This is a genomic window from Bacillus sp. N5-665 (assembly GCF_022637375.2).
Taxonomy (GTDB): domain Bacteria; phylum Bacillota; class Bacilli; order Bacillales; family Bacillaceae_G; genus Bacillus_A; species Bacillus_A wiedmannii.
Window position 1 is genome coordinate 5,102,209 of sequence record NZ_CP093325.1, and the last position, 17,844, is coordinate 5,120,052.

Annotated in this window: 13 protein-coding genes and 3 riboswitches; of the genes, 2 read left to right on the top strand and 11 right to left on the bottom strand. The window is 35.3% G+C overall.

Features of this window, described 5'->3' with window-relative positions:
• Positions 1-271 precede the first annotated feature (271 nt).
• From MNO09_RS28785 to MNO09_RS28815, 7 genes are all read right to left on the bottom strand, one after another.
• Positions 272-1,816: an ABC-F family ATP-binding cassette domain-containing protein gene (locus MNO09_RS28785; protein WP_000025963.1), complete on the bottom strand. Its 1,545-nt coding sequence runs from the start codon at positions 1,814-1,816 to the stop codon at positions 272-274.
• A gap of 305 nt (positions 1,817-2,121) precedes the next feature.
• Positions 2,122-2,895 carry a hypothetical protein gene (locus MNO09_RS28790; RefSeq protein WP_000835390.1) on the bottom strand — a complete coding sequence of 258 codons (774 nt, stop codon included), beginning with the start codon at positions 2,893-2,895 and terminating at the stop codon, positions 2,122-2,124.
• A 66-nt stretch (positions 2,896-2,961) separates the two neighbouring features.
• Positions 2,962-3,711, bottom strand: coding sequence for an ABC transporter ATP-binding protein (locus MNO09_RS28795; RefSeq protein ID WP_000016075.1), 750 nt, complete (start codon positions 3,709-3,711; stop codon positions 2,962-2,964).
• Positions 3,708-4,706, bottom strand: a complete 999-nt coding sequence (locus MNO09_RS28800; RefSeq protein WP_000715558.1) for an ABC transporter substrate-binding protein — start codon at positions 4,704-4,706, stop codon at positions 3,708-3,710. The genes MNO09_RS28795 and MNO09_RS28800 overlap by 4 nt, the downstream gene beginning before the upstream one ends.
• Positions 4,703-5,476, bottom strand: a complete 774-nt coding sequence (locus MNO09_RS28805; protein WP_001057159.1) for an ABC transporter permease — start codon at positions 5,474-5,476, stop codon at positions 4,703-4,705. Before MNO09_RS28805 ends, MNO09_RS28800 begins: the two co-directional genes overlap by 4 nt.
• Positions 5,448-5,768, bottom strand: a complete 321-nt coding sequence (locus MNO09_RS28810) for an MTH1187 family thiamine-binding protein (protein ID WP_000082904.1) — start codon at positions 5,766-5,768, stop codon at positions 5,448-5,450. Before MNO09_RS28810 ends, MNO09_RS28805 begins: the two co-directional genes overlap by 29 nt.
• A 101-nt stretch (positions 5,769-5,869) precedes the next feature.
• A riboswitch (TPP riboswitch) is annotated at positions 5,870-5,971 on the bottom strand.
• Positions 5,972-6,032: 61 nt separating this feature from the next.
• Positions 6,033-7,772, bottom strand: a complete 1,740-nt coding sequence (locus tag MNO09_RS28815) for a methyl-accepting chemotaxis protein (protein ID WP_001234176.1) — start codon at positions 7,770-7,772, stop codon at positions 6,033-6,035.
• A 143-nt stretch (positions 7,773-7,915) separates the two neighbouring features.
• A riboswitch (cyclic di-GMP riboswitch) is annotated at positions 7,916-8,000 on the bottom strand.
• Between the two features lie 283 nt (positions 8,001-8,283).
• Here MNO09_RS28815 and MNO09_RS28820 point away from each other — a divergent pair.
• Positions 8,284-9,597, top strand: coding sequence for an anaerobic C4-dicarboxylate transporter family protein (locus tag MNO09_RS28820; RefSeq protein WP_000498714.1), 1,314 nt, complete (start codon positions 8,284-8,286; stop codon positions 9,595-9,597).
• A 115-nt stretch (positions 9,598-9,712) separates the two neighbouring features.
• Here the strand turns inward: MNO09_RS28820 and thiE are convergent, their stop codons facing one another.
• The gene (gene thiE / locus MNO09_RS28825) at positions 9,713-10,372 is read right to left on the bottom strand and encodes a thiamine phosphate synthase (protein ID WP_000087092.1); all 660 of its coding nucleotides are present in this window, start codon (positions 10,370-10,372) and stop codon (positions 9,713-9,715) included.
• 16 nt (positions 10,373-10,388) lie between these two features.
• Positions 10,389-11,195, bottom strand: a complete 807-nt coding sequence (thiM, locus tag MNO09_RS28830) for a hydroxyethylthiazole kinase (RefSeq protein WP_001056108.1) — start codon at positions 11,193-11,195, stop codon at positions 10,389-10,391.
• Between the two features lie 72 nt (positions 11,196-11,267).
• Positions 11,268-11,377: riboswitch (TPP riboswitch) on the bottom strand.
• A gap of 277 nt (positions 11,378-11,654) precedes the next feature.
• Between thiM and topB the strand changes: the two genes are divergently transcribed.
• The gene (gene topB / locus MNO09_RS28835) at positions 11,655-13,844 is read left to right on the top strand and encodes a DNA topoisomerase III (RefSeq protein WP_000047265.1); all 2,190 of its coding nucleotides are present in this window, start codon (positions 11,655-11,657) and stop codon (positions 13,842-13,844) included.
• A gap of 39 nt (positions 13,845-13,883) precedes the next feature.
• Here topB and MNO09_RS28840 read toward each other — a convergent pair whose 3' ends face one another.
• The gene (locus MNO09_RS28840) at positions 13,884-16,745 is read right to left on the bottom strand and encodes a YhgE/Pip domain-containing protein (RefSeq protein WP_000810107.1); all 2,862 of its coding nucleotides are present in this window, start codon (positions 16,743-16,745) and stop codon (positions 13,884-13,886) included.
• A gap of 306 nt (positions 16,746-17,051) precedes the next feature.
• Entirely contained in the window at positions 17,052-17,843 is a 792-nt protein-coding gene (locus MNO09_RS28845) for an endonuclease/exonuclease/phosphatase family protein (protein ID WP_000772004.1), read from the bottom strand.
• Between the last annotated feature and the right edge of the window lies 1 nt (position 17,844).

Below are 17,844 nucleotides of genomic sequence, written 5' to 3' on the forward strand. Positions count from 1 at the left end.
TTTCCTTTAAGTTCTATTGTCTTCCTATACTAATCACATTATCTTTTACATATAGGAATTATTTTTATTCCATTTCAAACTATCTATATATATAAAGAAAGATAGTCGCCTGTTAGGGAAAGGCATCTAAATATAAACATAACATAAGAAAAAGCACGCTTATAAGCGCACCATAAGAGTGCTTCTTCATACAATTCTCATGTAAGAGTTCTCGAAAATCATGTTAATCACAAAGAAAAGGCATTAGCTTATACAAGCTAATGCCTTTTCTTTATTCATATCGTTCAGCATCCCATTCTTCTATATTCCATACTTTTGTTATCCATGCTTCATAGAAAGACGGCTCATGTGAGACAAGTAAAACTGTTCCTTTATATTGTTGTAATCCTTCCTGCAAAGATTTCTTTGTTTCTATATCCAAATGATTAGTCGGTTCATCTAAAATTAAAACATTGCTTTTCGTTACGATAAGTTCACATAAACGTACTTTCGTTTGTTCCCCGCCGCTTAATAAACGAATAGGTTTTAATACATGTTCTTCTTTCAATCCACACTTTGCTAATGCTTGGCGTACTTCTTTCTTTGTCATATCTGGTCGTTCTGCCCAAACTTTTTCTAATGGTGTTGTTTCTAAAGCAAACTCTTCCTGCGCAAAATAAGCAGGATTTACTCGTTCTCCAACAGAAATTGAACCGCTTAGCGGCTTTATTTGACCTAATAACGTTTTTAACATTGTCGTTTTTCCAATTCCATTATGACCAACAATCGCTATCTTTTCTCCTTTTTTCACTTGCAAATTCAATTCTGGACATAACGGAGAACTATATCCTATCCTTAGTTTTTCAGCCTGTAATATGCGACTAACTGGCTCCTCATAAACATTGAAATCAAAACGGGATCGAGGTACATGATTAACCTTTTCAATCCTTTGCATTTTCTCCAATACTTTCTCTCGACTTTTGGCCTGTTTCGCTTTTCGAATTTTATTTTTTTGAATAAATGTTTCTAACTGAGCAATTTCTTTTTGTTGTTTCGCATGCGCCGATTGTAATTGTTTCCTTTGCAATTGATAACTTTGCACAAATTTTTCATAACTTCCTACGTACCGCTTCACTTTCCGTTCTTCTAGATGATAAATAACATTTGTAATACTGTTCAAAAATACTTCGTTATGTGAAATGATCACATAAGCTTTTTCATACAGTCTCAAATACGATTGCAACCATTCTATATGGGCTGTATCTAAATAGTTTGTTGGCTCATCTAGCAATAAAACATCAGCTTTTTCTAAAAGGAGCTTCCCAAGTAATAACTTTGTTCGCTGTCCTCCACTTAACTGTGAAACATCCTTTTTAAGCCCGATTTCAAATAAACCTAAACCGATTGCTACTTCTTCAATTTCTGTATGAATTTGATAGAAATTAGAACTTTCCAATATAGTTTGTAATTCTCCATACTTTACTAACAGTCGTTCTATTTCTCCTGCTCCATTCATTTCTTCAGCAATTTTTAACATTTCACATTCAACCGCATACAAATTAGAAAATGCACTTTGTAAGTATCCCTCAATTGTTATTCCTTCTTGTAAATCCATATGCTGCTGTAAAAAACCTATCTTCACATGTGGAAACCATTCAATGTTTCCGTCATCATGTATAAGTTCTCCTGTTAAAATCCTTAACAATGTTGATTTTCCAATTCCATTTTTCCCAACTAACCCAACATGCTCGCCCTTTAATAGTCGAAAACACGCATTATATAAAATGGTTTTCTCACCATACGAATGACTTACATTTTCTACTGTTAATATACTCATTTTTTTCTCTCCTCTACTTATAGTTCATAAGCTAAATAGAGAGAGCAACAGTATAAAGCCTTATTTAATTGTATATATATAAAATGGGTAAGGTGAATACACCTTACCCATTACATATTATAGTAAAAAAGGATTAAGGTTCTTTACCTGCTGTCTTCAATTTAGCTTAATCGTTAAAAATGGGCAGACTTCTCCCGCATCAAGCTAAAACCATTTGAAGAACAGTTGATAAAGTCATTTTATCCTTTCACTCCTTTAACATTTGTTATATTAAGAGTATAAACTACTCTGTTATATTCTATTCTCTATTTTTTCTTTTGTTCCTTCTCCGCTTTTTCATTTTCTGCGTAAATTTCTTTATACATCTTTTCTAATGCATATGGACTTGTAAAGATGAGCGTTAACGATTTCCAAATATAAATTCTTCTTTGTAGTTCTACCCCATACTCTTTACTAACCATATTTTTCACTTCTGGAATATGTTCTTCGTTTTGAAATTGTTGTACAGATTTCAATTCCTTCGTCTTAAAATCCGTTAAAAGGCCTATTACAGTTCGTCCATGTTCCTGCGACCTTTCTTCTAAATCAAACTGAATGGAATGAACAAAACCTAAAACATGAAAGATTTGAGCATGCAACCCGACAGCAGCACGCTGTTCCATTAAGTTGTAGCACTCTCGTTTTAACTCTTCTACCATTTCTAAAGAATTTCTATTAACTTTTCTTTTGCCAACAAACATAATTTTTACAATATGAGCGACTGCTCCCATACTTTTTAATACACTCTCTAAAACTTCTACCGCATCTTCCACATAACCATTTGAAATTATAGAATGAATAAATTCATCTAATACCACTTGAAACTTTTTAATTAAATGTAAATCGCGTAATTCTGGAACATCTTCTCTCAATTGATTCCGGCCTTGAACCCACTTTAAAACTTCTGACATCTCTTCTTCTTTTAATTCATGATGTTCCATACCATACTTCATTAATAAAATATGATTTTTTAATAAGGACTTTCCTTCTTCAAGATTGTCCGGCGTTAATGAATCAACTATTTTCTCTATAGATTTCATCTTTCTCCCCCTATATAAAAAAGCCTCTTAACAGTAATTATACCAAAAACTGTTAAAAGACTTTTTCTATTTTTTCATATAAGGAGCTAATACTCTCAGAATTTCTTCCTTATCCTTCTTTAACTCAAGTGATGTTAACATATCCATCGTTCTCGGTCTAGGTAATTTCACTTGTACCTCACCAACTATTGAGGCTGGTCTTTGAGATAAAATAAATACGCGATCTGAAAGCAAGATTGCCTCATCTAGGTCGTGTGTAACCATAACGATTGTTTGCTTCTCTTGGTGCCAAGAGTTTAAAAGCCAGCTATGTACTTCCATTTTTGTAAAGGCATCTAATTTTCCAAAAGGCTCATCAAGTAGCATAATTGGCTTTTCACATAAATATGTGCGCAAAAAACTAATTCTTTGACGCATACCACCAGACAATTCATCTGGATAATGGTCTGCATATTCATCTAGTTCAAATTGCTTTAATGCTTCCATTCCCTCTGTCAGCCTTTGTTTTTTCGGTTTCCCTTCGATTTCCAATGGAAGAACTATATTTTGCAAAGCTGATCGCCAAGGTAATAATAAATCTTGTTGCGGCATATAACTTACAACATCTTGCTCTTGTACGTGCCTATCCTTATACGTTACATTCCCACTTGTTGGGCTTTCAACATTTGCAATCATATTTAATAATGTGCTTTTCCCGCAACCACTCGGTCCTACAAAGGAAACGAACTCTCCCTCTCGTATAGAAGCACTAATATTTGCCAATACATTCTTTCCATCAAAAGCTTTTACAATCTCTTTTATTTGTAATCCACTCATTTTTCACTTGGAAGGAACTCATTTGTAAAGGCATCTTTCACATCAATTTTCTTCTTAATAACTTTGTTATCATATAAGAAATTCATGTAATTCGTCCAAACTTCTTCCTTCTGTACTCCCCACGCTTTTGCATCATCTTGATACTTCGTACTTAACCATTTTTGACTTTCTTGTACTAATTCTTTATTCACATCTGGAACTGCTTTAATTAAAATATCAGCAGCTTCTTTCGGTTCTTTAATTGCAAAATTATAACCTTCTGTCGTTGCACTCATAAACTTTTTCACAAAGTCTTTATCTTGCTTCGTATGTTTTTCACTCGTAATAATAACAGGGCTATAGAAATCAAGCGCTGGGTCTAAGTCTTTCACCATAATCGTATTTAACTCTTTTCCTTGGCGCTTCGCTTCAATTCCATCCCATCCGTAATATATCCATTCAAAGTCTGCATCACGACCGATTGATTTAAAGAAATCTGTTTGTCCTAAGATGATTTTTTCAACTTTATTAAAATCAGCTTGATGCTTCTCCATGATTGTCTTCAGCGTTGCTTCTTCTGCTGGTCCTCCCCAGCCTCCGTAACGTTTACCTTCAAAATCTTTCGGTGAAGTCATGTTATCTTTCTTAAGCGATGCAAAAGCTGAAGTGTTATGCTGAATAATCGCTCCGACAGATACAACAGGAATACCTTCTACACGAGCCAACGTTACATTTTCTTGTGCGCTTATTGCGAAGTCAGCTTTTCCGGAAGCTATCATTTGCTCCGCTGTCACATTATCACCAGGCTGAATAATTTCTACATCTAAGCCTTGCTTTTTATAATAATCTTTCGTTTGCGCTACATATAAGCCAGTATGATTCGTATTTGGAAACCAATCTAATACTACTTTTACTTTTTGATCTTTACTTGCACTTTCTTCTTTCTTCGCCGGATTACATCCAGCCACACCTACTGCTAATAAGGCAGCCAACATAACTTTTAAACCTTTTTTCATTTCCTGCCGTCCTTTCTATATATCCATGGTGCTGTTATTCTTGCCATAAACTCCACGATAAAATACAGACATAGTGTCACCATAACAATAATTGCTGCCACACCAAATACTCGGGCTGTTAAAAAGGATTTTGTAGCTCTCGTAAGCATAACTCCTAATCCTTCACTGGCACCGAGCCATTCCCCAATAATCGCTCCCATTACGCTATATGTAACTGCAATTTTTAAACCTGAGAAAAAGTATGGAAGCACTGCTGGAAACTTTACTTTCTGGTAAACTTGCCATTTCGTTGCCTTCATCGTTTGCAACAACTTCAACATATTTTTATCTACTGTTTGAAAACCTTCTAAAATGCTAAGCGCAATCGGGAAGAAACAAACGAGTATTACTACCATTACTTTCGGTAGCATTCCATATCCAAACCAAATAATAAATAACGGTGCAAGTACAACGATTGGAATTGTTTGCGAAATAACAAGCAACGGATTTATTAAAATACGAAATAAAGGGATAACGTCCATAATAATTGCAATACTTGTCCCAATTAAAATTGCAAAGAATAGTCCAATTAAAACCTCTTGCAGTGTTTGCATCGTATTCGGTAATAGTAAATCTTTCATTCCAATTAATTCTTGAACAATGGCAGAAGGCTTCGGTAAAATCCACGGTTCAATTTTAAATAATGAAACAGATCCTTCCCATATCGCTATGAGAAGGATAAGCCAAATTGTTGTAATTATTTTAGATTGCTTCTGGTTTTGCATATTCATCACGGTACTTCCAAACCTTTTCATCTATCGTTACACCAGTGCTTGGACGATAATGGATTTTAATAGAAGTAATCACTTCTTCTGCTCCAGCATCTACACAAGCTTGTTGCGCACGTTTAATGACATCAAGAAGTACATCTAATTCTCCTTCCAGCGTTGTTTCCATTGCTCCTACTTCATAACGAACTCCCGATTGTTGTACAACTTCAATTGCTTTATCAACAACAGAATATACATCTTTTGTTTTTGCTTGTGGTACTACTGAAAATGACATTGTAACTTGTTGTGACATAGTAAAATCCCCCTTATAAAATTAAAATTTTAAAACAAGAAAAGGCTTTCCTACTGCGTAGGAAAGCCTTGTATGCAAGTTATTATAGAATAACATATGCTACATCACTTTAAGTAACTCCCTACGCTGGCATTATCCAGATCAGGTGGAGGGTCGATGTTTATTTACATCCTCTCAGCCAATTGGCTCCCCGGTCCTTAATTCGTTTTCATTGTAGCATGATTTATTTTATTGAACAAACAAAAGCATGTATAATCATTTCATTTAACTTTTAAATTCCCCAATTAACTCTTGTAACTCCTGTGAAAGCCATCTTAAAGAACTCGCTAATTCGGCAATATCTTGTACAGACATTTCCTGTTCTTTCATACTCGTTTCAATATTACTACTACTATTCGCATACATATTTGCGATATGTGATAGTTCATTTACGACACGAACAATATTTTGGCTATTTTGCAATATATCACTTGAATTGCTAAAAACAGCTCTAACTTGATTTGTAACAGATTGTGCTGATTTTGAATTTTTTTCAAAGAAAGCACCACTACTTTGAACAAATTCAATTCCAGATTCTACTTCTTTTGAAGCTTTTTGTATTGAAACAATAGCTTCTTTCGTTTCAGCTTGTGTTTCCCCTATTAATTTTGCTATATCTTTTGCTGATGCTTCCGTCTGCTCTGCTAATTTACTCACTTCATCAGCAACAACAGCAAATCCCTTTCCGGTTGCTTCAGCACGTGAAGCTTCAATAGAAGCATGTAACGCTAACGAATTAGTTTGATTTGAAATACCTGTAATTACAGTTACTATATCACTAATTTCTTTTGATTTTGTTTCCAAAGAATACATAATAGAAGATAAATCTTGTACTGCATTTTGTATTATAATCATTTGATTCATCGTCTTTTCAATAACACCATTTCCTTTTACTGAATGATGCTCCATACCTTCAGACTCTTTCGCCATTTGTTCTGCAGCATTTTTTATCTCTTCCATCTTATCTTCCATTTCATATACAATACCTAAATACTGTGGTACTGACGTTTCTTGTGACTGAGCGCTAGCTCTTAACTCAACCATAGAACTTACAATTTCTTGAACCGCCATACTATTCTCTTTCGTACTCACTGACAATTCTTGTGAAGATGAGGAAACCTGTTCTGCTGTCTGCTTCACTTTATCTACAATTCCTTTAAACTTCTCGATGGTATTATTAAAATACGAATTAATAATACCAATATCATCTGGTCTTTCCTCTAACTTAATACTTAAATCACCTTCACCGACTTTGCGTAATCCTTCACGTAAATCTCGCAATGGAGCAAGTGCGTTACGCACAATTAAGAATTGAATAACAGTTGCAATTAAAACAGAAATACAAATAAACATTAAACCTTGTATAATGAATTTTTCCTTTGTAATAGGAACAATCGAAGCATCTACATCGGCTGCAACAATTGCCACAATATTTCCGTCTCCATCTTTAATTGGCTCTAATATCGTTACCCATGACCCTAATAGATCTTCATATACTACTGTCATGTTTGCTTTTTTCGTGCTCATTACTTTATCATATGCTTTCATCCAAAGATCTGGTTGTTTATAATATTCTCCCGGCCTTACTTCAACAACATTTGCTAAACCTGTAGACAAATCAATGATTTGTAGCTCACCTTTTTCATTTTCTTTTGCTCCAACAATATACGTTTGTCCAACACTATTCAATTCTTCCGTTGCTTCATCTAATTTCTCTGTTAACTTCTCTCTCTTTTCTCTTTGTGCCACTGGGTCTTTTGTAACATCTCTCACTATTTGTTCGTCTAATTTATGTAATACCGTATCTCCTGTTTCAAAAGAATGCCTTTCAAATATAGACATCATACTATTTTGAAACATGTTAAAACTTAACGCTCCCATAGTACCAACAAGCGTCAAAATAACTAACACAGTTAACAATACATTTTTTTGAAGAAATGATAGCTTATGCCAATATTTTCTCATTAACATCACCTTTCTTAATTAACTTACTATAAAGTAACGCTATTAAAATATACACCTTATTAATAAACGATAACGGTTCTCATTTTTTTATAAACAAAAAAAAGACCAATGAAAAGAGCATTGGTCAAGACCAACCCTATCCGTCCGGTAACTGGCTAGCATAACCTTTCGGCCTTAGCTCCTGTAGTTTTGCGTCCTAATGTTTCCATCAGTTTGCCTTTCTCGCTGAACGAGTTGAACGATATGGGAGTTCTATGAGAATTAAATTATTCTCTATCAAAGATTACAACATAAAAATTAAAATGTCTACCTATTTAGAGATGCAAATGTAAAGTTTCAATGCATTATTTTTTCGAAATAATTTAACAAAGTTCGTGAATGTTACATTTCTTGTGTTATATAATAAAAAATGTATATAACACAAGGATTATTTTGAGTATTTGTTTTAATTTTCGTTCAAATTAAATTATTCAAATATATCTTAACTAATGAATTTCGGAGGTAGTTTATCATGTTTTGGCTACAATTTCTTACGTTACTACTCTGCATTTTTATTGGCGCACGCCTAGGCGGAGTTGGGCTAGGAGTAATGGGTGGCGTTGGTATGGCAATACTTGTTTTCGTCTTCCACTTACAACCTACAGCCCCTCCTATTGATGTAATGCTTATGATTTTAGCAGTAATTACAGCTGCCGGTGCACTGCAAGCTGCTGGAGGAATGGACTACCTTGTTCATCTGGCTGAGAAAGCATTGCGAAAAAATCCAAAGCGCATTACATTCTTTGCTCCAATTGTTACTTATTTATTTACACTGTGCGCAGGAACTGGTCACGTTGCTTATTCTGTACTTCCTGTTATCGCAGAAGTCTCTCGCGAATCTGGGATTAGACCGGAACGACCAATGTCAATTGCCGTAATCGCTTCCCAACAAGCAATTACAGCTAGCCCTATATCAGCTGCGACAGTTGCACTTTTAGCAATGCTAGCTGACTATAAAATCACTTTATTAGATATTTTAAAAGTAAGTATTCCTTCTACCTTCATCGCTTGTATGGTAGCTGCATTTGTTGCTAGCAAAATGGGGAAAGAATTAAATGAAGACCCTGAATACTTGAAACGTTTAAAAGAAGGAATGATTCCTAAAATTGAAGAGAAGAAAGAATTTGTTGGTTTAAAAGGCGCTAAACTATCCGTTATCCTTTTCTTAGTAGGAACTTTCCTTGTCGTACTTCTCGGTTCATTTGAAGCACTTCGTCCAGGATGGGTGGTTGACGGGAAGTTAGTTCGTCTTTCCATGCCAAACACAATTGAAATGGTTATGTTAACTATCGCAGCTCTTATTATTATTTTCTGCAAACCAAATGTAGAAAGCATCGTGTCTGGTAACGTCTTTAAAGCGGGGGCAACAGCAGTTGTTGCTATTTTCGGTATCGCTTGGATGGGAGATACTTTCTTTAACGGAAACTTAAATATGATTCAAGGATCAATTCAGCACCTAGTAACAAGTGCACCATGGCTATTTGCCATCGCATTATTCATTCTATCTATTTTACTATATAGCCAAGCAGCAACAGTACGTGCTTTAATGCCTCTTGGATTATCACTCGGTATTCCACCAGCACTACTAATCGCAATGTTCCCTGCAGTAAATGGATATTTCTTCATTCCAAACTATGGAACGATCGTTGCTGCCATTAACTTTGATCGCACTGGTACAACAGGCATTGGTAAATATGTTTTAAATCATAGCTTTATGATTCCAGGCCTAATCGCAACATTCACTTCTATCGGAATTGGAATGCTCTTAATATCAATTATGTTTTAAAGAAAAAGCACAAACCTACAATTTTAAAGGGTTTGTGCTTTTTTAATCAAACGTTTGTTTAAATATTTTTAACCGTCCATTATGTTTTTTACTATTTTTGTGAAGTTCCCTTTTCCTACAAACTCCTATTTACTTCCTCTACTAGCTTCTTCGTACTTTCATACGGAGATTCAGCTAAACTAATCGCGGAAATAACAGAAACACCGTCCGCACCGGCTTCTATAACCGAAGCGGTATTTTCAATTGTAATCCCACCAATCCCAACGATTGGTATTATAATTTCTTGTTCTCTAAAATGAGCTAAACCTTTCGTTCCTTGCACTGCTTTCGTATCTTTTTTCGTACTCGTTGGGAAAATAGGGCCAACACCTAAATAATCAGCTCCGTTTTCAATTGCCCAGCGTGCTTCTTCAATTGTATGGGTAGATACACCAACAATTTTATCTCCCATTTTTTCACGAACAGAAGTAATTCCTTCATCATCTTGTCCAACATGCACGCCATCTGCATCTAACTCGAGAGCTAGTTCCACATCATCATTTACGATGAATGGTACACCGTACTCCTTACAGACTGCTTGTAGTTCTTTCGCGAAACAAATACGTTTCTCTCCCGTTAAAGCGCCTCCCCCCTTTTCACGAAATTGAAAAATTGTTATACCGCCTTCAAGTGCATCTCTCAATACTTGTAGTGGCTCCTTCGCACAATTGTTACTTCCCATAATAAAATATACTGATAATAATCTAGACATTTCAGCCTTTGTAATACGCGACATCTAGTTCCCCTCCTTACTATATAAGCTCAATCTTCCCATACTTCTCAATATCATCTGAAGTTGTATTTGCTAACTGATTTAAAAATTCAATTTGGAAACTACCAGGTCCCTTTTCCACTGTCTTAACAGCTGCCAGTTCCGCAGCTACACCATAAAACGTTAATGCCGCTACTGCTGCCTTTACATAATCCTTTTCTACTGCTACAAATGCTCCTATTACAGAAGTTAGTAAACAACCAGTTCCCGTAACCTTCGTTAAAATAGAGTGACCATTTCGAATAAGAATCGCTCGCTCTCCATCTGTAACAACATCTTCTTTTCCAGTAATCACCGCTACTGTATTTAATTCATCCGCTGCCTGCCTTGCAATACTTACGACATTGCCATTTCCAGCACCGGCGTCTACCCCTTTAATTTCCCAGCTCTCATTAATAACGTTTGCTATTTCAGCTGCATTTCCGCGAATAATCGCTAAATCAATTTCAGCCGGAATATGTCTCGCAACTTCTGTTCGATACGATGTTGCTCCTGCACCAACTGGATCAAACAGTACTGGTACATTGTTCACATTTGCTGATTTACCCGCAAGTAACATCGCTTCTACTTCTTCAGGACGAAGTGTCCCCATATTTAATACTAACGCTCCAGCAATGCTAGCCATTTCTGCTACTTCTTCTTTTGCATACGCCATTACAGGCGATGCCCCTAACGCTAACAAACCGTTAGCTGTAAAGTTTGTTACAACAACATTTGTAATATTATGAACGAGCGGATTAGATTCTCTCACCAAATCCACTACTTTACTAATTTCTTTCATATTCATCCTTCTCATCCCCTAACTATTGTGATGGGAGATACACAAAAGGGCACTTTGCGCGTACGCAAAGTGCCTGAACATGTGCTTTTACACTCTCCCTACGCTGGCATTATCCAACAGGTTCAAATGGTCAATGACGGATTAGTCATACTCTCAGTTTGCATCCACAAACTCCCATGTGTTTAGTATTCATCTACTTCAAAGTCTACTCTTATTCTACTAAAATAACAAGTTCTTTACTTTTCTATTTAATTATAGAAGAAACTGATAAAACAATAAGCATAATAAATAAGGATCTATTTTTCATAGTCTCATCATATTGCATATTATGTTCTGTCGCTATCATTTGATTTCAAACAGATTTTGTTCACTCCACAAAAAACCGATCAAACATGGAGCGAAACTGAATCTCAAGAAGATGTATGCTATAGTTAACGTATGGAAATTTGAAAGGATGTTTTTAATATGTCAAAAAGCGTTATAATCGCTGAAAAGCCTTCTGTTGCACGTGATATCGCTCGCGTACTGAAGTGCGATAAAAAGGGAAACGGCTACCTTGAAGGTAGTAAATATATTGTAACTTGGGCTTTAGGTCACCTTGTTACATTAGCAGATCCAGAAAGCTATGATGTGAAATATAAAAAGTGGAATTTAGAAGATTTACCGATGCTACCTGAGCGTTTGAAATTAACAGTTATTAAACAAACTGGGAAACAATTTAATGCTGTAAAAAGTCAGCTACTTAGAAAAGATGTAAATGAAATTATTGTAGCGACAGATGCTGGACGTGAAGGCGAATTAGTCGCACGTTGGATTATCGATAAAGTTAAAATACAGAAGCCTATTAAGCGTTTATGGATTTCATCTGTTACTGATAAAGCAATTAAAGATGGTTTTGCAAATTTAAAACCAGGTAAAGCATATGACAATTTATACGCTTCAGCAGTTGCACGTTCAGAGGCTGACTGGTATATCGGCCTTAATGCGACTCGAGCATTAACTACTCGCTTTAATGCCCAGCTGAATTGCGGCCGCGTGCAAACACCTACTGTCGCTATGATCGCTAATCGTGAAGATGAAATAAAGAACTTCAAAGCTCAAACTTACTACGGCATCGAAGCACAAACAACGAATCAGTTAAAACTAACTTGGCAAGATGCAAATGGTAATAGCCGCAGTTTTAATAAAGAAAAAATTGATGGTATTGTAAAAGGTTTAGATAAACATAATGCTACTGTTGTGGAAATTGATAAAAAACAGAAGAAGTCATTCTCTCCTGGTCTTTACGATTTAACTGAATTACAACGTGATGCAAATAAAAAGTTCGGTTACTCTGCGAAAGAAACGTTAAACATTATGCAGAAATTGTATGAGCAACATAAAGTGCTAACGTACCCTCGTACAGATTCACGCTATATTTCATCTGATATCGTTGGAACACTTCCAGAACGTCTAAAAGCATGTGGCGTTGGAGAGTACCGTCCTTTAGCACATAAAGTATTACAAAAGCCTATCAAGTCTAATAAGTCATTTGTTGATGATAGTAAAGTAAGTGATCATCACGCAATTATTCCGACAGAAGGATACGTTAACTTCTCGGCCTTCACAGATAAAGAACGTAAAATTTATGATTTAGTTGTAAAACGTTTCTTAGCTGTTTTATTCCCGGCCTTTGAATATGAACAACTAACGTTACGCACAAAAGTTGGCAATGAAACGTTCATCGCACGTGGAAAAACTATTCTACATGCCGGTTGGAAAGAAGTATATGAAAATCGCTTTGAAGATGATGATATAACTGATGACGTAAAAGAACAACTTCTACCTCACATTGAAAAAGGCGATACATTAACTGTAAAGTTAATTATGCAAACATCAGGTCAAACAAAAGCACCTGCACGATTTAACGAAGCGACTTTACTTTCAGCAATGGAAAATCCTACAAAATATATGGATACGCAAAACAAACAACTTGCTGACACGTTAAAATCAACTGGTGGATTAGGTACTGTAGCGACACGAGCTGATATTATCGACAAGCTATTCAATTCATTCTTACTTGAAAAACGTGGTAAAGATATTCACATTACTTCAAAAGGCCGTCAGTTACTTGATTTAGTTCCAGAAGAGTTAAAATCACCTACACTAACTGGTGAATGGGAACAAAAGCTTGAAGCAATTGCGAAGGGTAAACTGAAAAAAGAAGTATTCATTTCAGAAATGAAGAACTATACGAAAGAAATTGTTTCTGAAATTAAATCAAGTGATAAAAAATATAAACATGACAACATTTCAACGAAGTCTTGTCCAGACTGTGGTAAACCAATGCTGGAGGTAAACGGCAAAAAAGGAAAAATGCTCGTTTGCCAAGACCGTGAATGTGGTCATCGTAAAAATGTATCTCGTACAACAAACGCTCGTTGCCCACAATGTAAGAAGAAGTTAGAATTACGTGGTGAAGGTGCCGGACAAATTTTCGCATGTAAATGTGGCTATCGCGAGAAACTTTCTACATTCCAAGAGAGACGTAAAAAAGAATCCGGCAGCAAAGCTGATAAACGTGACGTCCAAAAATATATGAAACAACAGAACAAAGAGGAAGAACCATTAAATAATCCATTCGCAGAAGCATTAAAGAAATTAAAATTTGATTAAATAAAAAGGTTCCTACCTCTATCGGTAGGAACCTTTTTATTAATGAATGATTTTACTTCCTTTTGCATTCTCAACGAATTTTTCACTTGATTTGTTAATTGGTGTTTTCAGTAATAACGCAGCAATAACAATGACTACTACGAACACACTTAAGACAAGTAAATCTCTAATAACTATATCCCAAAGCATTCCACCTACTGTTTCACGAATTGCACTAATTGCATATGTGAATGGTAAGAACGGATAAATTGCTTGGAAGAATGGTGGTGTCATTTGAATTGGGAACGTACCACCCGATCCTGCTACTTGAAGCACAAGTAAAATGATTGCCATCGATTTCCCAACGTTTCCGAAAATAGAAACGAGTGAGTACACGATACAAACAAATACTCCGCCAATAAATAAACTAAATAACACAAACCAGAATTTATCGACTACGTACGTACCGAGTAAGAATATATCCCCCATCGATACGATAAATGCCTGCGAAAGACCTATCGTTAAGAATGTTAATAAACGTCCAAAGTATATTTCATGGCTCTTATAATTCGCGCCCTCTTCATGTACTTCTACCGTTAATAACGAAACCATTAATAGTGCGCCTACCCATAATGCAAGCACTGTGTAGAATGGTGACATCGCTGAACCGTAGTTCGGCATTGCAAATAACTTATTCTCTTTTAAATTTACTGGATTCGCGAAGTAATCACTTTGCTTTTCAACATCATTTTTCAATAAGCGTATGATGTCTTTTATATCCTCTTCTGATTCAAAATCACGGATTTTATTTGCTAAGTCTTTAATCTTTTTCTCAGTCTCCGGCATGTCAGCTTTAATGTCTGCTAATTTCTTTCTACCGTCTACTAAGCCTTTTGATGAATCTTCTAGTAGCTTTTTAACATCTGGAAGCTTTTTGTCTGCATCATTTAAAATTTGAGTTGTATTTTTCGACATCTCTTTTGTACGAGCAATTGCTGTATTGAAATTAGGTACAATTTCTGAATCATACGTCGATAATACATCTGTTAATTGAGCTGACCCGCCCTTCGCAGCGTTGTTAATACTTTCAATTACATCTTTTGTAGGTTTCTGTCCATTGTTAAGAAGTGTAATTCCCTTATTCGTTGCATCTACACCTTTTTGCAGACTACTTTTTGCTTTATTTAATTTTGCAATTCCATTATTAAGGTTTTTATCACTACTTACATCTGCTAAAACCTTATTTGTGCTTTCTAGAACAGGAATCATATCATCAATTAAACCGATTCCAGATTGGAATTGTCCATTTAAGCTATTTAAAGCTACTTTCGTTGAATCTAAACCGTTAATACCTCTATTTTGTACATCTTCTTTCGCCTTTTGTAAATCTGCTTTTGCACCTTCAAGGCCATTTTTTGCTTTATCGTAATCTGCTTTCGCATTATCATATGCTGCATTTGCATCAGCTTTAGCTTGATCGACTGTGCTAACTGCTTTTTTATAATCTGCTACAAACGTTTCATTATAATCTTTTTCCGCTTGATCAATTAATCCATTTGCTGCATCTAATTTTTGATTTGCTACATCTGTTACATCTTTCTTTACTTCTTGTCCTGTACCGATAACATTTACAATATCTTTAATACCGTTGTTTGCATTTTCCATACCTTTTTTAACATTAGTTAAGTGATCCACTCGCCCTTTGAAAAAGCTAATTCCAAAATCAGTCGTCGCTGAGTTTTGAAGTTCAGTAAAGAAATTAATAAGATATGAAATACCATCTGTACCAGTTTGCAATCGATCTGATACCGCATTTAAATCTTTCTTTGCTTGTTCAGGGTCAAATTGGCCATTTTGTAAGCCATTTAAAACACTTTTCCCATAAGCTGTTCCTGCACGTGATGAACTTAAAACATTATTTACTGTTTGATTAATACTTTGCGCTATACTCTTATAACCATCACTATTCAACTTAGAAAGATCCGGTCTCGCTGGGAATTCAGGTAATCCATTCATTCCAGACAAGTCAGGAATATTTAATTCTACACCTGGATTCATTAAAAAGTCAGTAAATGCAGCTGCACTATCCATAACGCCTTTTGCTGCTACTAAATCATTTCTTATCGTCCCTGGAGCATTTTTTAATGTTTGATCTTGTCTTGCAAAGAACTTATCTAAATTTGCCAATGCTTCCTGTCCATCATTTATGACACTCTCTACAACAGGTAAATCTTTTTGCGCTACTTTCACAATATCCTCTGCTCGAGTCGCATCATCTAACGCCTTATCCATAAGTGTATTCATTTCTGGGAACTGCGCTTCTAACTTAAAGACAAGATCCTTGACCTTCTCAATACTCGGTAAGTTAGTTTCTAAATCGATTCCAAGATCGTTGAAGATTTCAAAAATCTCGCCGTTTGCTGTTTTAACAAAGTTTTTACTAATCTCTTCTGTCAGCCCCGATGCACCTTTAGCTGTAATCTTCGGCGCAATGGCATTGACCTTTTCATTTACGTAATAATCAATTTCTGGTTTCTGTGGATTTTCATTCAAGACTGTTGCAATCTTTTCAGAGAAATCCTTTGGAATAGTAATACTTGCAGAATAATCTCCACGCTCTACCCCATAAATCGCTTGCTTTTCATCGACAAACTTCCAACCAAAATTTTTGTCCTTCTTAAGTGAATCTACAATTTCTTTCCCGATGTTAATATCTTTCCCTCTTAAATTTGATCCAACATCTTGGTTAGAAACTGCAATCTGGATTCCTTTCGTATTTCCATAAGGATCCCAAGAAGCTTTAATGTTAAACCATGCATATAACGATGGTAAAATCATTAATCCTAAAACAATAACAATTGCAGCCCAATGTTTAGCTACATTCCGTAAATCTGTCTTATAAATACGCCAAATTTGTTTCATAGAAGTTATCACCTAATTATATATTTTTCCTTCTTTAGAAAATGATACATACATTTTGCAATTATATCACTTTCTACATCGTGGATTAACCAAAAACGAACTATTTTTTCCCATTAACTTTAACTTACTACATTATATAACGAAGTCAGTCAAAGTATGAATACAAAATGACCAAACCGGTTTTACATTCAATAATAACAAATATATAGGAAATGTCATAAAAAATACAAGTATTTTCTCTTGGAAATACTTGTATTCCTCAAAAAAATCCTCACAGCTTTTCATCATCTGTGAGGATTTCTTCTATTATATATCTACTTGTACTTCTACACCGAAATGATCTGAAATTACCTTTCGGTTTATACCATTAAAAATAACTTTTGAAGAACGAACTTTTTCACTTCGGTTACACAATATTAGATCGATTCGCAAATTATGTTTATTTTCATCCCAACCAGCAATTTCACCTTGGACAGTTGTTCCTTCATCCTTCTCTATTGCTAGTTCATATGTGTCGTACAAACCTTTTTGTATCATATATTCATAGCCTTCACCTTGCAAACGGGCGTTATTATTAAAATCACCCATTAAGAAGGATCGTTCATTACTATCTACACGCTCCATTAAACGCTCAACTTGATCTTTGAATGATTCTTCTTCATCATTCCACCAACCGAGGTGGCAAGAGTAAAACGTGATGTTCTTACCATTATAAGCAATTGTTGCACTTACAATTTTACGTGTTTTCCAATACGTTGTATCCTTATTTTCTGAAATAAAGAACGTATCTTCTTTTATAATACTATGCTTCGTTATAATCGCTAATCCTTCTTCATACACATCATAACCAATATGAGAGAAATCCCAAGTAATATTGTAATCTTTTACATGTAACGCTTTTAACTCTGCTAATAGTAAAAGCCCAAAATTATCTTCTTTCTTGTTACCGCATACATTTTCAGCTTGTATCGACTGACTTACTTCTTGCAATGCGATGACATCGTACTCTTCTTCTTGAATGACTTTAGCAAGATATTTTATCTTTTCCATTTGATTCTCTTCTTGCCAAGAGTGACAGTTTAAAGTTAGCAATTTCATC

Coding starts and splice junctions, on each gene's coding strand:
- MNO09_RS28810 (WP_000082904.1), bottom strand. CDS start 5,768: ATGTCACAACAAGTTACAATGTCATTTTCAGTAGTACCACAAGCAAAA.
- MNO09_RS28820 (WP_000498714.1), top strand. CDS start 8,284: ATGTTTTGGCTACAATTTCTTACGTTACTACTCTGCATTTTTATTGGC.
- MNO09_RS28790 (WP_000835390.1), bottom strand. CDS start 2,895: ATGAAATCTATAGAGAAAATAGTTGATTCATTAACGCCGGACAATCTT.
- thiE (WP_000087092.1), bottom strand. CDS start 10,372: ATGTCGCGTATTACAAAGGCTGAAATGTCTAGATTATTATCAGTATAT.
- thiM (WP_001056108.1), bottom strand. CDS start 11,195: ATGAATATGAAAGAAATTAGTAAAGTAGTGGATTTGGTGAGAGAATCT.
- MNO09_RS28795 (WP_000016075.1), bottom strand. CDS start 3,711: ATGAGTGGATTACAAATAAAAGAGATTGTAAAAGCTTTTGATGGAAAG.
- topB (WP_000047265.1), top strand. CDS start 11,655: ATGTCAAAAAGCGTTATAATCGCTGAAAAGCCTTCTGTTGCACGTGAT.
- MNO09_RS28805 (WP_001057159.1), bottom strand. CDS start 5,476: ATGAATATGCAAAACCAGAAGCAATCTAAAATAATTACAACAATTTGG.
- MNO09_RS28840 (WP_000810107.1), bottom strand. CDS start 16,745: ATGAAACAAATTTGGCGTATTTATAAGACAGATTTACGGAATGTAGCT.
- MNO09_RS28800 (WP_000715558.1), bottom strand. CDS start 4,706: ATGAAAAAAGGTTTAAAAGTTATGTTGGCTGCCTTATTAGCAGTAGGT.
- MNO09_RS28845 (WP_000772004.1), bottom strand. CDS start 17,843: ATGAAATTGCTAACTTTAAACTGTCACTCTTGGCAAGAAGAGAATCAA.
- MNO09_RS28815 (WP_001234176.1), bottom strand. CDS start 7,772: ATGAGAAAATATTGGCATAAGCTATCATTTCTTCAAAAAAATGTATTG.
- MNO09_RS28785 (WP_000025963.1), bottom strand. CDS start 1,816: ATGAGTATATTAACAGTAGAAAATGTAAGTCATTCGTATGGTGAGAAA.